The organism is Streptomyces sp. ID05-26A (assembly GCF_033794685.1).
Classification (GTDB): Bacteria; Actinomycetota; Actinomycetes; order Mycobacteriales; family Pseudonocardiaceae; genus Lentzea.
The window spans coordinates 899,827-913,424 of sequence record NZ_JARAYZ010000002.1 but is presented as its reverse complement, the minus strand read 5'-3'; the positions used below and the strand labels follow the sequence as shown (position 1 = coordinate 913,424).

Here is a 13,598-nt window from a genome sequence, read left to right as displayed (position 1 = left end):
GGTGAGCGTTGGAGGCGTGTCATTCATGCGTGTTGACTAATATTTGTCGCGTTCAGTGACTGCGCTAGGACGTCCGGGTGATGCGACAGACCTGGGCATCGAAAGGCAGGTCGATCATGACCACGACACATCTCGACCACGGCCACGCCCACGGCTACGGGTGCGGCCACGTGGCCGTCCCGCACGGTGATCACGTCGACTATGTGCACGACGGTCACCGCCATGCCGTCCACGATGGCCACTACGACGAGCGCTGACCTGCGTCGTGGTCGCGTCTCCCGCGGTGGTGTGCGGGGCGGCAGGCTATTTAAAACGACAATCATTTCCGTTAACCTGCCCGCAGGGGAGTCGAGGTCGTCCCGGTCGCCACGCCGTCGGGTCGCCCGTGCGGACAGGAGTGCGGAATGTGCGCCCGGCCCAGACCGCGAACCGACCACGAGCACCGCGTCGTGAGCGTGTTCGAATCCGAGCGGCAGTTCCTGACGGTCGCCGAAGTCCGTGACCGGCTGACGTCGGCAGGCCGCCCGATCCGGTTGGCCACCGTGTACCAGTGCGTCAAGCGGCTCGTCGACGCCGGAGTCCTCGAGCGGGCGACCATCCGGTCGGGCACCGCCGTCTACGGACTCCGGCCCGCGTGCGGACGCGGCCACCGCCTCGTGTGTTCCGAGTGCGCCCTTGTCGTGGAGGCGGACGACGACGAAGTGGCCACATGGGTCGCGCAGACCGCCGCCCTGCACGGCTTCATGATCGACGACAGCTCGGTGCTGTTGTCCGGAACCTGTGCGGTCTGCGCGCCGCCTCTGCCCGCAACGGCCGAATGTCGTTGAACTTGCGGACGAACGCGAGCTGCTGGTTCGCGTTCACCGTCCACTCAGGACTGGGAGCCCTCGGCTGCTCGGGTCAGCTGACGGATCCGGCGCCGGACACGCCACAGCGCGAACAGGATCGCCACGAGCACCAGCAGAGCGCCGAGCGCACTCCAGGGAATCGCCCAGATCGTGGTCGTGCCGGTGGCGGTCGTGACCGCACCCGCGAGGCCCTGACCCCCCGACGCGACGGGTTCGGCCTCCCCTCGGACGGTGGCGGGCCCAGTGGCCACACCCCGCTGAGAGTGCGGGTGACGTGATGGCGCTGCCGGGGAGGAGCTCGGTCGTGACGGCAAGTACCCGCCGCCGCTCGCGACGTCTAGCAGCCTCACCGTCGACATTCGAGCGAAAGCATGTCGCCGGTGAGGCTGAGTGCCGGCTGTTGGTCGCCAGCGGCGACGCTGGAGCCGTGATCGCGTTGACGACACGACATCCCGCTCGGTCAGCTGGTGGTTCGGGAACCACGGCGCCGCCGCGTGGCTCACCGCCGACGCGCGACGGCTCTCCTGGCCCCAGAACACCAAGGCGGGGGCGGCCGGTCAATCGGAAGACACGGCCGGTCAGCTGGCGATCTTGCCGAACAGGTGCGTGGCGGGGGCGTCTGGGTCGTCGCCGTAGAAGAACTCCGTGAGCGCCTGGTGGAACTCGGCGCGGTCCAGTCCGCCCGAGCCGTTCTGGTCCAACGCGCTGAAGACCGCGGCACAGTCCTCGGACGACACGTTGCCGGCCAGGCTGAAGATCTCCTTGAACTCCTCCTGGTCGACCCTGTCGTCACCGTCGAGGTCGATCAGGTCGAAGTAGCAGTCGGCGACCGGTCCGACCTGCTGCGGGTACAGGGCGGGATCGGCCAGCGCCTGCCGGAACCCCTCGGTCATTTCCCGCAGGTCGACCTGCCCGTCGTCGTCCCGGTCCATCGGTGCGATCACGTTGGCCCAGAACGCGTCCAGCCCTTCGGTCAGCCGGCGGGCGGTCGTGGACTCCGGTGCGGAACCACGGGCCGCGATGTAGCGCTCGCCCATCAACCGGACGTCCAGGCGGGTGATCACCCCGTCACCGTCGATGTCCGCTCCCTTGAACCACTGGCGATACTTGAGATCCCGAACTGCAGTCATGACCGCGCAACGTAATCAGGCCAGCAGGTGGGGTCCAGCGGCGTGACCCGAAGGGGAAATCCGGTCATTCGTTCGGGTGGTGCCGGTCACCGTGCCTTACTTCTGTTGGCGTAACGAAGCTTGGTGGTGCGAAGGCGAGCACATCGGGAAGCGAACCGTCGTAGCGGTCGACGTCGACAAGCGCGCTGTGGGCGCTCGGTCCTTGGGACAGGCGTGAGCACGGCCGATCTGCGGTGAGAACGTTCGGGTTGCCGTGGCGATCCATCGTTCCGCTCATGCCCGGCTGGACCGGATCCCACCATGCTCCCGTCGACAGCTGTACTACGCCCGACATGACGGCGTCCGACAGGATCGCGCCCGCGAGACAGCTGCCGCGGTCGTTGTAGACCCGCACGATCATGCCGCTCTCGATGCCGCGCGCCGCGGCGTCCGACGGATTGAGCGTCACCGGCTCGCGTCCACCGATCTTCGAACTGAGGCTGTGGCCACCGTTGTCGTACTGGCTGTGCAGACGTGAGGCGGGCTGGTTCGAGATCAGGTGCAGCGGGAACCGGTCCGACAGATCGGCTTGAAGCCACTCCGTCGGTTCGAACCACTTCGGGTGTCCGGCACAGTCGTCGTAGCCGAAGGAGTCGATCTCCTCGGAGAAGATCTCGATCCGGCCCGACGGCGTCGACAGGGGAAAACGCTGTGGGTCTGAGCGGAGGTCCTCGAAACTGCCGGGAAACGGTCCGGTCGACGCCGGCAGCGCAGCGGTGGAGATTCGCCAGAAGTCGTCGAAGTCCGGCAAGGCGGCATCGCCGCCGAGTTCGGCCCTCGTCTGCTCGTAGAGGTGCCGGACCCATTCGATCTCGGAGCGCGACTCCGTGAACTCCTTCTCGTATCCGAGCCGGGAGGCCAGGGCGGCGAAGATCTGGTGATCGGTCCGAGACTCGCCCGCAGGCTCGCGGACTTTCGGCATCGCGACGATGTGAGGGTCGGAGAATCCGGCGGCGAAGTCGTCGCGCTCGAGGCTGGTGGCGACGGGGAGGACGATGTCCGCGAACTTGGCCGTCGTGTTCCACCAGGCTTCGTGCACCACCACCGTGTCAGGGGCCTGCCAGGCGCGGGTCAGCCGGTGGAGGTCCTGGTGGTGGTGGAACGGGTTTCCTCCGCACCAGTAGATCAGCCGGAGCTCCGGAAGGGTGAGGCGCTTGCCGTCGTAGTCGATGACCTGGCCCGGATGCAGCAGGGTGTCGGCGATCCTCGCGACGGGGATGAAGTCCGGAACCGGGTTGGGAACCGCCGGTATCGTTGCCACGGAGGCGCGGTCCGGCGCGACGCCCGTCGCGTCCATCGTCGCGTAACCCGCACCCCAGCCGCACCCAGGCCGACCCATCGAGCCCGCCATGGCGGCCAGCACCACGGACATCCAGATCGGTTGTTCGCCGTGGTCCGCCCGTTGCACCGCGTAGTTGACCATGACGAGAGATCGTTGCGTGGTGAGGCGGCGGGCGAGGTCGGTGATCGTGTCGCGGCGGATGCCCGTGATCTTCGCCGCCCAGGCGGCGTCCTTCGCAACGCCGTCGAGTTCGCCGGTCAGGTAGGAGGCGAAGTGGTCGAACCCGACGCAGCACCGGCGGAGGAAGTCCTCGTCGTGCCATCCGTTGACCAGCATCGTGTGTGCGATGCCGAGCATCGCGGCGGTGTCGGTGTTGGGCGCGACGGGCAGCCATTCGGCGTCGAGGAAGTCGGCGGCGTCGCTGCGGATGGGACTGATGTTCACGAACCGCACCCCGGCCTCACGACACCGGCGTTGCAGGTCCTTCGTCTGGTGCTTGGCCAGTCCGCCAGGGTTGATCTGGCTGTTCTTGAGGGCCAGCCCTCCGAACGCCACCACGAGCTCGCAGTTCGCGGCTATCTGGTCCCACATGGGCATCCGGCTCTGGTAGCTCCACGGGTGGCCGCCGATCACGTGGGGGAGGATGACCTCCAAAGCCGCGGTGCTGTAGGTGTTGCGGGAGTCGGTGTAACCCCCGCCCAGCGCCAGGAACCGGTGGAGTTGACCCTGCGCGTGGTGGAACCTGCCCGCACTCGCCCAACCGTAGGATCCGCCGAACACCGCGCTGTCCCCGTGCTGTGAACGAATTCGGCGGAGCTCATCGCTCACCAGCGTGATCGCCTGGTCCCAGCTCACCTCCACGAAGGCGTCCGAGCCTCTGGCCGCGCCGTGGGCGCGAGGCTCGCCGTTCAGCCAGCCCTCGCGCACAGCGGGACGCAGGATGCGAGCGCTGTCGTCGGCGGCTGTCACCATTCCGGGGCCGATGGGCGATGGCACGGGGTCGTCGTGCCGAGGTTCGATTCGTACCAGTCGGCCGGAATCGACTACGGCGACGAAACTCCCCCAGTGCGTCGCGACCGACACGCGTCGTTCCATCACACATCAACTCCACCTCTGAGAGCCCTTGATCTCGGACAAAAGTCGCTCACACCGCGGGGTGATGTGTCGTTGCGGGAGCCTGCCCTTCGCCTTCGAGCGGTCGAGGCGAAGTCCTCGCCTCGCAGCCGCCAACTCGAACATGGTGGCACGGGGCGGTCATGGTTTCCCGCCCTCGATGCCACCTTCATCAAGCTGGCGTAGCGCCTGCAGCGCCGGATGGGGTGACAGGCAGAGGTTTCACATTAAGCTGCACGGATGCGGTTTTTGGCACGCACAGGGCTGAGGGGTGCCATATCGGTGGGCGGGCGATCTCCGGTCCGGCACCGCCTGTTCCACGCGGTGCGCGAGTCGATGTGAGTCAGGGTCTGGTCGTGGAGATCATGTCCGGCACCTCGCCGGAGCCGGACCTGTCAAGGGTGGAGTTCCGCGACGGCTCCCGCACCAGCAGCGTGGCGACCAGGGTCAGTCCGATGCACCCGCTCACCCACCAGAAGTAGACGTTCTCGTGACCGGCCTGTTTGAGCGCAAGTGCGATCGGCTCGGACAGTCCGCCGAACGTCGCGGCGACGACGGCGTGCGGAAGGCCGACGCCGAGTGCGCGCACGTTGGTGGGGAACATCTCCGCCTTGATCACGGCGGCCAGAGCCGTGTAGCCGCTGAGGAAGACGAGGGCGAGCACCAGCAGCCCGAACGCGAGCCAGGGGTTCGTGGTGCGCCCGAGCGCGGTCAGGATCGGCACGGTCAGCAGGAGGCCGCTGATGGAGAACCCGAGCATCACCGGCCGTCGGCCGACCCGGTCGGACAGTGCGCCGGCCATGGGCTGCAGGAGCATGAACACGGCGAGCGCGGCGAACCCGATGACCGCGACGGTGGTCCTGGGGATGCCGGAGGTGTTGACCATGTACTTCTGCGAGTACGACGTGAAGGTGTAGAACGTGACGGTGCCGCCGATGGCGAGGCCGAGCACGGCGATCAGCTGCCTGGGGTGTTCGGTGACCAGCGTGCGCAGGCCACCACGGTGTGCCTCTTGGCGCGAGAAGTGCTCGGACTCGTCCATGGAACGGCGCAGGTACAGCACGACCAGACCGGCGACCGCGCCGACCGCGAACGGTACCCGCCAGCCCCACGCGCTTATCTGGTCCTCGTTGAGGACCGACTGCAGCAGGATCATCGTGAGGAGGGCGCCGAGCTGGCCGAGGATGATCGACACGTACTGGAAGCTCGAGTAGAAGCCGCGTCTGCCCGGCGTCGCGATCTCGGCAAGGTAGGTGGCGCTGGAGCCGAACTCGCCCCCGACCGAGAGTCCCTGAAGTAACCGGGCCAACACCAGGATCACCGGTGCAAGGACGCCGATGGTGGCGTAGTCGGGGGTGAGCGCGATGGCCATCGAGCCGAGGCTCATCAGAGTGACGGAGAGCGTGAGTGCGGCACGTCGGCCGTGGCGATCGGCGTACAACCCCAGCAACCAGCCGCCCAAGGGCCGGATGAGGAAGCCGACCGCGAACACGACGGCGGTCGACAGCAGTTGGGCCGTGAGGTTGCCACGCGGAAAGAAGGCGGCCGCGAAGTAGATGCTGAACGAGGCGTAGACGAACCAGTCGTACCACTCGACGAGGTTGCCGAGACAACCACGGACGACGTTGGCCACGACTTTGCGCTGGTGCGACATGAGAAAGCTCCCTTGCCCTGGTCGCTGACTACCGGCCCTTAGCGCATGACGAACGGGTTTCCCGTCGCAGCGCCGGTGTTGATCCAGACGCACTTGTCCTCGAGGTAGGCGTGGATGGCGTCGATGCCGTTCTCCCGGCCGAGGCCGGAGTCCTTCACCCCGCCGAACGGTGCGAGGTAGCTGACCGCGCGGTAGGTGTTGACCCAGACCGTGCCGGACCGGATCCGTTGCGCCATCCGGAACGCACGGCCGATGGAACTGGTCCACACGCCGGCGCCGAGCCCGTAGCGCACGTCGTTGGCGATCTCGACGGCCTCGTCCTCGTCGCGGAACGGGACGACCGCGAGCACCGGACCGAAGACCTCTTCCTGGGCGATGCGCATGCTGTTGCGCACGCCGGTGAAGATCGTGGGCTCGACGAACCACCCCTGACCGCACTCCGGCCGGGTGGCGGCCTGCCCGCCGAGCGCGAGGGTGGCGCCCTCGGCCTGCGCGATGTCGATGTAGTCGAGCACTTTCCGGTGTTGTGCCGGCGTCGTGATGGGGCCGACCTGCGTGGCCGGGTCCATCGGGTCTCCCATGCGGGCGGTGGCGGCGAGATCCACCACGCGCTGGACGAAGGAGTCGTGCACGCTTTCCTGCACCAGCAAACGGGAACCCGCGATGCAGGTCTGGCCGGTGGCGGCGAAGATCCCGGAGACGACGCCGTTGACGGCGGAGTCCAGGTCGGCGTCGGCGAAGACGATGTTCGGCGACTTGCCGCCGAGTTCCAGGCTGACGTGCTTGAGGTCGCGGGCTGCGGCCTGGTTGATGCGGCGGCCGGTGGAGTCGGCACCGGTGAAGCTCACCTTGCGCACCAGCGGATGCGTCACCAGGGCTTCGCCCGCGTCGTGGCCGAAGCCCGTCACGACGTTGACGACACCGGACGGCAACCCGGCGTCGTGCAACAGACGCACGAACTCCACTGTGGACGCCGAGGTGTACTCCGACGGTTTGATCACCGCGGTGCAGCCTGCCGCCAGGGCGGGTGCGAGCTTCCACGCGAGCAACATCAGCGGCGAGTTCCACGGCGTGATGATCGCGACGACCCCCACGGGTTCCTTCTGCGTGTAGGCGAAGTAGCCCTTCTTGTCCAACGGGATGACGTTGCCCTCGATCTTGTCCGCGAGCCCGCCGTAGTAGTAGAACCACTGTGGCAGATAGGAAAGCTGGGTGCGCATCTCGTTGTACAGCTTGCCGTTGTCCCGAACTTCGAGTTTCGCCAGCCGTTCGGCGTGCGCGGCGATCGCGTCGCCGAGCGCGCGCAGCACCGCGCCACGACCGCTCGCGGTCAGGTCCGCCCACCCCGGAAGTGCCCGATGCGCGGCCTCCACCGCCTCGTCGACGTCGCGCTGCCCGCCCTTGGCGATCTCCGCCCACGGCTCGCCGCGGAACGGGTTGTCGGTGCGGAACCACTCGCCACCCGCCGGGTCGTGGTCCTTGCCGTCGATGAACATCGCATACCGCTGCATGACGGGCTCCGTGACGTCAGAAGGTGGACAGGCCGAGTGCGGCGCGGAAGTCGTTCTTCACGGCCACTCCGTCGCGGGACGGCAACGCGCGCGGCGGCTCGTCGGTGGTGATCGGCACGTGGGCGAACGCGGGGCCGCGGCGAGCGAGGACCCGTTCGGCCACGGCTGTCACGTCGGTACCCATGAACGCGTCCGGGATGCCGAATCCCTTGGCGACGGCGACGAGGTCGGTGCCGAGGCTGGTGTGGCTCTTCTGCATGCCCGTCTCACCGAAGTGCCCGTTGTCCAGCACGACCACGGTGAGGTTGGCCGGACGCGCGGCGGCGATGCTGCCGAGGGAACCGATGCCCATGAGCTGCTCGCCGTCACCGGTGAGCGCGATGACCGACCGTTCCGGCTGGGCGAGCGCAAGCCCGAGCGCGAGGGGAGCGGCGGCGCCCATCGCGCCCCACAGGTAGAAGTTGCCGGGCCGGTGTCCGGCGGCGAACAGGTCGTAGGACGCCGAACCCAGCCCGGACACGACCAGCGCGTCCGGTACGGCGTTCCTCAACGAGGCCACGAACTCACGGCGGTCGAGGCGGATCATCAACGCTCCCAAGTCTTGCGGCCGATCAACTTCTGCCCCAGCAGTACCGCGACGCGTTCGCCCGCTTCGAAGACGGTGTCGAGTGCGGCGCTCACGGTGTCCTCGACCTCGTCGGGGGCGTCGACCCGCACGACGGTGATGCCCATCAGCTCGAACGCGCGCTGCGTGGCGCGTCCCATCGGCCCCTGCCACGGGTTGAACTCCGCGTACTCACCGCGCATCGTCACCAGGGTGAGGAACGGGAAGCGGCACATCTCCAGCAGCGAGAACATGTTCACGCAGTTGCCGACACCGCTGCTCTGCATGAGCAGTACGGCCCGCTGACCGCCGAGCCACGCGCCGGACACGACGGCGACGCCTTCTTCCTCGGTGGTGAGCACGACATCGTGGATCCCGGGGTCGTTGTGCGCCTCACGGATGACGTGCGAGTGTCCGGCATCGGGGACGTAGGCGATCTGCTCGACCCCGCCCTTCCGAAGCACCTCGAAGATCTTCTCTTGCCACAGTGGCGGTGCTGGGCTCATGCGAGCCATCATCAGTGGTGATGCCAGCGCCTGAGAAATAGAAAGTCGGCATGCCTCCATGCCGTCGTGTCATGGCGCGGTCAGCTCGGCTGAGCGGAGGGCCACCGTCCACTTCGGACTGATTCGTGCACCTGGCGGACCAGTTCCCTGGCCACCACCTCGACCGCGGGAGGCGTCCGGCCGGCACGCGGCATCCCGAGCACGATCGACCGCCACACCTGAGGTTCGCTCAGTGGCGCGGCGGACAGCACCCCGTTCGCCACGTCGGTCGCGATGCCGACTCCGGGCAGCACCGTCCACCCGTGTCCGCCGAGCACGAGGTGCTTCTGCAGGTGCATCGAGTTCGTCTGGACGCTGACGCGCAGGTCGGCCTTCACGGTGCGCGCGGCGGTCTCGATCAGGCTGCGCAGGGCGTGCCCGGATGACGGCATGACGATCGGGTGCTCGGCCAGGCCGGCGAACGAGACCGGCTCGTCCGCGTGCAGGCCGGCGTCCGGGGGAGCGACCACCCAGAGCTGCTCGCGCACCAGCGGAGTGACGTTGAACGACGGCGTGCTGGTGAGGTTGTAGAGCAGGCTCAGGTCGAGGTCACCGTCGTCGAGCCACTGCTGGAGGTGCCCCGAGTAGGCGGTGAGCAGTCGCAGCTCGACGCCGGGGTGGTCGCGGGCGAGCGCGGACACCAGAGGCTCGGCCAGCAGGTCGGCCGCGCTCTCCAGCAGTCCGACCGTGACGATGCCGGTGACGATTCCCGGCGTCGGAGCGATCTCGGCGCGGGCCCGGTCGATCTCGGTCAACGCGCGCCGGGCGCGTTCGGCGAGGCTCACTCCCGCGGCGGTGGGCCGCATGCCCTGTCTGGTGCGCTCGAACAGCTCGACGCCGAGCTCTTGTTCGAGTGCGCGGATCTGTCGCGTCACGGCGGGCTGGACCAGGTGTAGCAGTTCTGCCGCCCTGGTCACGCTGCCGACCTCCACGACCGTCACCAGTGCCTTGAGCTGCTTGAAGTCCATCGCGGCCTCGCATGAGGTCATGCCGACTCGTCATTACCAGGCCGGTCTCATTCGCAGTCATGATAGGTGTCATGACGTTGACCGAGGAAGAAGTCGCGATCGTCCGGCTCGTCGGCGAGTTCGTCGACCGCGAGGTGAAACCGGTCGCGCAGGAGCTGGACCACACCGACACCTACCCCGAGAAGCTCATCGACCAGATGAAGGAGATGGGCATCTTCGGGCTTGCGGTGTCCGAACCGTGGGGTGAGGCGCACGTCTCGGCGGAGTGCTACGCCATGGTCACGGAAGAACTGGCACGAGGCTGGATGTCGCTGGCCGGCGCGATGGGCGGTCACACCGTCGTGGCCAAACTCCTCGTCGCGTACGGCACTCGCGAACAGCAGGACAGGTACCTGCCACGCATGGCCACCGGCGAGATCCGCGCGACGATGGCGCTCACCGAACCCGGCGGCGGCTCGGACCTGCAGGCCATGCGCACCGTGGCCCGCCGCGACGGTGAGTCCTATGTGGTCAACGGCTCCAAGACGTGGATCACCAACGCCCGCCGTTCGGACCTGATCGCGTTGCTGTGCAAGACCGATCCCACGGCGTCGCCCGCACACTCGGGCATCAGCATCCTGCTGGCGGAGAAGGGACCCGGCTTCTCGCTGTCCCGCGATCTGCCCAAGCTCGGCTACAAAGGCGTGGAGAGCTGCGAGCTCGCGTTCGACGACTTCCGCGTGCCCGTGACGGCCCTGCTCGGTGGAGAGGAGGGCCACGGGTTCGCGCAGATGATGCGCGGGCTGGAGATCGGCCGGATCCAGGTGGCGTGCCGGGCGCTGGGCGTGGGGCGGGCCGCGCTGGAGGACTCGTTGCGCTACGCCCAGGAACGCGAGAGCTTCGGCAAGCCGATCTGGCAGCACCAGTCCGTCGGCAACCACCTCGCCGACATGGCCACGAAACTGGAGGCCGCCCGGCAGCTGACGTTGCACGCGGCGCGCCGGTACGACTCCGGTGAGCGGGCGGACCTGGAGGCGGGCATGGCCAAGCTCTTCGCGTCCGAGACGGCGATGGAGGTCGCGCTGGACGCGATCCGCGTCCACGGCGGGTACGGCTACTCCACCGAGTTCGACGTCGAGCGATACTTCCGCGACGCCCCGCTGATGATCGTGGGCGAGGGCACCAACGAGATCCAGCGCAACGTCATCGCCCGCCAACTCGTCAAGCGCCACCCGGTCAGGTCGTCATGAGCCAGCCCCTGGCCGGTGTCACGGTCGTCGCGTTGGAGCAGGCCGTCGCCGCACCGCTCGCCACCCGCCACCTCGCTGACCTCGGCGCGCGCGTCATCAAGATCGAACGGCCGGGCGCCGGCGACTTCGCCCGCGACTACGACCGGACCGTCCACGGCCAGTCGAGCTACTTCGTGTGGCTCAACCGCGGCAAGGAGAGCGTTGAACTCGACATCAAGACCGATCGCGCGCTGTTGCGGGCGATCATCGCCGGCGCGGACGTGTTCGTGCAGAACCTGGCGCCTGGAGCGGTCGAGCGGCTCGGTCTGGACGCGGCGACCCTGCGTGCCTCCCGGCCAGAGCTGATCCACTGCTCGGTGTCGGGCTACGGACCGCACGGGCCGTACCGCGACAAGAAGGCCTACGACCTGCTGGTGCAGTGCGAAACAGGTCTGCTCGCCACCACCGGCACCCCGGACGTCCCCTCGAAGGCAGGCATCTCGATTGCCGACATCGCGACCGGAATGTACGCCTACAGCGGGATTCTGACGGCCCTGTACGACCGTGAGCGCACCGGTTCCGGAGCTTCTCTGCACGTGGCGATGATCGACGCGCTCGGGGAGTGGATGAGCCAGCCCGCGTACTTCACCCGCTACGGCGCCGAACCCTCACGGCGAACTGGTGCGCGGCACGCCTCGATCGCACCTTATGGTCCTTATCGGACTGGCGACGGTTCGGTGTTCCTCGGCGTGCAGAACAACAGGGAGTGGGCCGCTTTGTGCAAGGAGGTGCTGAGCCTGCCCGAGCTGGTCGACGACCCTCGCTTCCGCGCCAATCCCGACCGGGTACGGCACGACGAAGAACTGACTCCGTTGCTGGAGTCGGTTTTCGCGGATCGTTCGGCCGAGGAGGTCCTGGATCTGCTGGACGCGGCGGGCATCGCGAACGCCCGCCTGCGCGGTCCGGGGGAGCTGAGTGAGCACCCGCAGTTGCGTGCGCGGTCCCGTTGGCGGCAGGTCGACACGCCCGCCGGCGCCGTCGAAGCGCTGCTACCGCCGGTGGAGTCCGGTCGAGACCCGGTCATGGGCGCGGTTCCCGCACTCGGTGAGCACAACGAAGCGATCCGCGCGGAGTTCGGGAGGCTTTCGGCATGACCAGTGAACTCCTGCAGCCCGGCCCCGCCGTCGCCCTCGGCGCGCTGCTGGACGTGCCGGTGCCAGACCTCGAACGCGACGGCCTGCCGTTGTTGTGGCACTGGTTCTACCTGCTCGACCGCCCCGCACAGGGTGATCTCGGCAGGGACGGGCACCCCGTGCGCAACACCGTCGCCACCCCGCCCGGTCCTGGCCGGCGCCGGATGTGGGCTGGTGGACGCGTGCGCGCGCATGATCCCTTGCGGTGCGGGGAGATCGCAACCCGTCGTTCGAGTGTGCTGTCCACACAGGACAAACAGGGCAAGTCCGGGCCGCTGACGTTCGTCGTGGTGCGGCACGAGATCTGGCAACGGGACGTGCTCGTGGTCGAGGAGGAGCAGGACATCGTCTACCGCGACGCCGGCGTCACGCCGCGGTTCGACTCGGCAGAGGAGATCCCGGCGGGCGAGGACGAGTGGGTGATCGACGTGTCGCCGACCTTGCTGTTCCGATTCTCCGCCTTGACCTACAACGCGCATCGCATCCACTACGACCGCGACTACGCGCGTGACGCCGAGGGCTATCCGGGGCTCCTCACGCACGGACCGTTGCAGGCGCTCGCCATGGCCGAGGCGGCGCGGGGACCGCGGTCCTTCGAGTACCGGCTCATCTCACCGCTGTTCGATCACCAGGGCATGGTCGTGAAGGCGGTGGAGGACTCGGGTTCGATCGTGACCTCTGTGCGGGACGTCCACGGCCGCCAGACCGCCACCGGGGTGCTTCGATGAACGGCCGCTCGTTCCTGTTCGTTCCCGGCGATCGCCCGGACCGCTTCGCCAAGGCGGCGGAGAGCGGAGCCGACGTGGTCGTGCTCGACCTGGAAGACGCCGTTGCCCCTGATCACAAGGACACGGCGCGAGAACACGTCCGGTCCTGGCTTTCCGCCGGCAACCGCGCTGTCGTGCGGATCAACGCGGCCGGTACGTCGTGGCACGGCGACGACCTGGCCGCGGTCGGTGGTGCGGCGGCGGTGATGGTGCCCAAAGCCGAAGAGCCGCTGGATCCTGGCGTGCCCACGATTCCGCTGATCGAGACCGCCGCGGGTGTGTTGAACGCGGTCGCGGTCTGCGCGGCGAAGTCGGTGCTGCGCCCGGCGTTCGGCAGTGTCGATCTCGCGGCCCAGCTCGGTGTCGATCATCGCTCGCACGAGGCGCTCCGGCACGCCCGGTCTGCTCTCGTCCTGGCGGCAGCGGCAGCAGGGTGCGGCGCACCGATCGACGGCGTGACGACGACGCTCGACTCAGCCGGCGTGCTGCGGGCCGACCTGGAGCATGCGGTCGCACTCGGCTTCACGGCCAAGCTGTGTGTTCACCCTCGTCAGGTGGAAGCGGTGAACCAGGCCTTCACTCCTTCCTTGGAAGACCTCGAACGGGCGCGCGGGATCGTGGCCGCGGCGGAGAAAGGCGCCGTGACCGCCCACGACGGCGAACTGGTCGACCGGCCGGTCCTGTTGCGGGCCAAGGCGCTGCTGGAACGCTGAACTGGTCTGAAGATGAGTGCGGA

The 13,598-nt window shown here is 68.1% G+C and carries 14 protein-coding genes; 6 read left to right on the top strand and 8 right to left on the bottom strand.

Annotated elements, in window-relative coordinates; translation table 11 throughout:
• The first annotated feature begins 116 nt into the window (after positions 1–116).
• Positions 117–257, top strand: coding sequence for a hypothetical protein (locus PV646_RS20075; protein ID WP_500345096.1), 141 nt, complete (start codon positions 117–119; stop codon positions 255–257).
• A gap of 147 nt (positions 258–404) precedes the next feature.
• Positions 405–827 (top strand): Fur family transcriptional regulator, encoded by a 423-nt coding sequence (locus PV646_RS20070; RefSeq protein WP_500343689.1) that lies wholly within the window; start codon positions 405–407, stop codon positions 825–827.
• Between the two features lie 44 nt (positions 828–871).
• Here the strand turns inward: PV646_RS20070 and PV646_RS20065 are convergent, their stop codons facing one another.
• The 8 genes from PV646_RS20065 to PV646_RS20030 all read right to left on the bottom strand — a co-directional run bounded on the left by PV646_RS20065 (position 872) and on the right by PV646_RS20030 (position 9,715).
• Positions 872–1,099 carry a hypothetical protein gene (locus PV646_RS20065; protein ID WP_500343688.1) on the bottom strand — a complete coding sequence of 76 codons (228 nt, stop codon included), beginning with the start codon at positions 1,097–1,099 and terminating at the stop codon, positions 872–874.
• 327 nt (positions 1,100–1,426) lie between these two features.
• Entirely contained in the window at positions 1,427–1,978 is a 552-nt protein-coding gene (locus tag PV646_RS20060; protein WP_500343687.1) for an EF-hand domain-containing protein, read from the bottom strand.
• Between the two features lie 64 nt (positions 1,979–2,042).
• Positions 2,043–4,394 carry a molybdopterin-dependent oxidoreductase gene (locus tag PV646_RS20055; protein ID WP_500343686.1) on the bottom strand — a complete coding sequence of 784 codons (2,352 nt, stop codon included), beginning with the start codon at positions 4,392–4,394 and terminating at the stop codon, positions 2,043–2,045.
• A 361-nt stretch (positions 4,395–4,755) separates the two neighbouring features.
• On the bottom strand, positions 4,756–6,066 hold the full coding sequence (locus PV646_RS20050; protein ID WP_500343685.1) for an MFS transporter: 1,311 nt from the start codon (positions 6,064–6,066) through the stop codon (positions 4,756–4,758).
• A gap of 38 nt (positions 6,067–6,104) precedes the next feature.
• Positions 6,105–7,577, bottom strand: coding sequence for an aldehyde dehydrogenase (locus PV646_RS20045; RefSeq protein WP_500343684.1), 1,473 nt, complete (start codon positions 7,575–7,577; stop codon positions 6,105–6,107).
• A gap of 16 nt (positions 7,578–7,593) precedes the next feature.
• Positions 7,594–8,163, bottom strand: a complete 570-nt coding sequence (locus PV646_RS20040; protein ID WP_500343683.1) for a thiamine pyrophosphate-dependent enzyme — start codon at positions 8,161–8,163, stop codon at positions 7,594–7,596.
• Positions 8,163–8,687 (bottom strand): phosphonopyruvate decarboxylase, encoded by a 525-nt coding sequence (locus PV646_RS20035; protein ID WP_500343682.1) that lies wholly within the window; start codon positions 8,685–8,687, stop codon positions 8,163–8,165. Before PV646_RS20035 ends, PV646_RS20040 begins: the two co-directional genes overlap by 1 nt.
• Positions 8,688–8,767: 80 nt before the next feature.
• Positions 8,768–9,715, bottom strand: a complete 948-nt coding sequence (locus PV646_RS20030; RefSeq protein ID WP_500343681.1) for a LysR family transcriptional regulator — start codon at positions 9,713–9,715, stop codon at positions 8,768–8,770.
• Positions 9,716–9,765: 50 nt separating this feature from the next.
• Between PV646_RS20030 and PV646_RS20025 the strand changes: the two genes are divergently transcribed.
• The 4 genes from PV646_RS20025 to PV646_RS20010 are packed head-to-tail and all read left to right on the top strand — an operon-like array spanning position 9,766 to position 13,575.
• Entirely contained in the window at positions 9,766–10,923 is a 1,158-nt protein-coding gene (locus tag PV646_RS20025) for an acyl-CoA dehydrogenase family protein (RefSeq protein WP_500343680.1), read from the top strand.
• On the top strand, positions 10,920–12,056 hold the full coding sequence (locus tag PV646_RS20020; protein ID WP_500343679.1) for a CaiB/BaiF CoA transferase family protein: 1,137 nt from the start codon (positions 10,920–10,922) through the stop codon (positions 12,054–12,056). Before PV646_RS20025 ends, PV646_RS20020 begins: the two co-directional genes overlap by 4 nt.
• Positions 12,053–12,823: an HTD2 family dehydratase gene (locus tag PV646_RS20015; protein ID WP_500343678.1), complete on the top strand. Its 771-nt coding sequence runs from the start codon at positions 12,053–12,055 to the stop codon at positions 12,821–12,823. The genes PV646_RS20020 and PV646_RS20015 overlap by 4 nt, the downstream gene beginning before the upstream one ends.
• Positions 12,820–13,575: an HpcH/HpaI aldolase/citrate lyase family protein gene (locus PV646_RS20010; protein WP_500343677.1), complete on the top strand. Its 756-nt coding sequence runs from the start codon at positions 12,820–12,822 to the stop codon at positions 13,573–13,575. The genes PV646_RS20015 and PV646_RS20010 overlap by 4 nt, the downstream gene beginning before the upstream one ends.
• The last annotated feature ends 23 nt before the right edge of the window (positions 13,576–13,598 follow it).

Excerpts from the sequence above, each read along its gene's own strand:
- PV646_RS20075 (WP_500345096.1), top strand. The coding sequence starts at position 117 with ATGACCACGACACATCTCGACCACGGCCACGCCCACGGCTACGGGTGC.
- PV646_RS20020 (WP_500343679.1), top strand. The coding sequence starts at position 10,920 with ATGAGCCAGCCCCTGGCCGGTGTCACGGTCGTCGCGTTGGAGCAGGCC.
- PV646_RS20030 (WP_500343681.1), bottom strand. The coding sequence starts at position 9,715 with ATGACCTCATGCGAGGCCGCGATGGACTTCAAGCAGCTCAAGGCACTG.
- PV646_RS20055 (WP_500343686.1), bottom strand. The coding sequence starts at position 4,394 with ATGGAACGACGCGTGTCGGTCGCGACGCACTGGGGGAGTTTCGTCGCC.
- PV646_RS20035 (WP_500343682.1), bottom strand. The coding sequence starts at position 8,687 with ATGAGCCCAGCACCGCCACTGTGGCAAGAGAAGATCTTCGAGGTGCTT.
- PV646_RS20025 (WP_500343680.1), top strand. The coding sequence starts at position 9,766 with ATGACGTTGACCGAGGAAGAAGTCGCGATCGTCCGGCTCGTCGGCGAG.
- PV646_RS20050 (WP_500343685.1), bottom strand. The coding sequence starts at position 6,066 with ATGTCGCACCAGCGCAAAGTCGTGGCCAACGTCGTCCGTGGTTGTCTC.
- PV646_RS20010 (WP_500343677.1), top strand. The coding sequence starts at position 12,820 with ATGAACGGCCGCTCGTTCCTGTTCGTTCCCGGCGATCGCCCGGACCGC.
- PV646_RS20045 (WP_500343684.1), bottom strand. The coding sequence starts at position 7,577 with ATGCAGCGGTATGCGATGTTCATCGACGGCAAGGACCACGACCCGGCG.
- PV646_RS20015 (WP_500343678.1), top strand. The coding sequence starts at position 12,053 with ATGACCAGTGAACTCCTGCAGCCCGGCCCCGCCGTCGCCCTCGGCGCG.
- PV646_RS20070 (WP_500343689.1), top strand. The coding sequence starts at position 405 with ATGTGCGCCCGGCCCAGACCGCGAACCGACCACGAGCACCGCGTCGTG.
- PV646_RS20060 (WP_500343687.1), bottom strand. The coding sequence starts at position 1,978 with ATGACTGCAGTTCGGGATCTCAAGTATCGCCAGTGGTTCAAGGGAGCG.
- PV646_RS20040 (WP_500343683.1), bottom strand. The coding sequence starts at position 8,163 with ATGATCCGCCTCGACCGCCGTGAGTTCGTGGCCTCGTTGAGGAACGCC.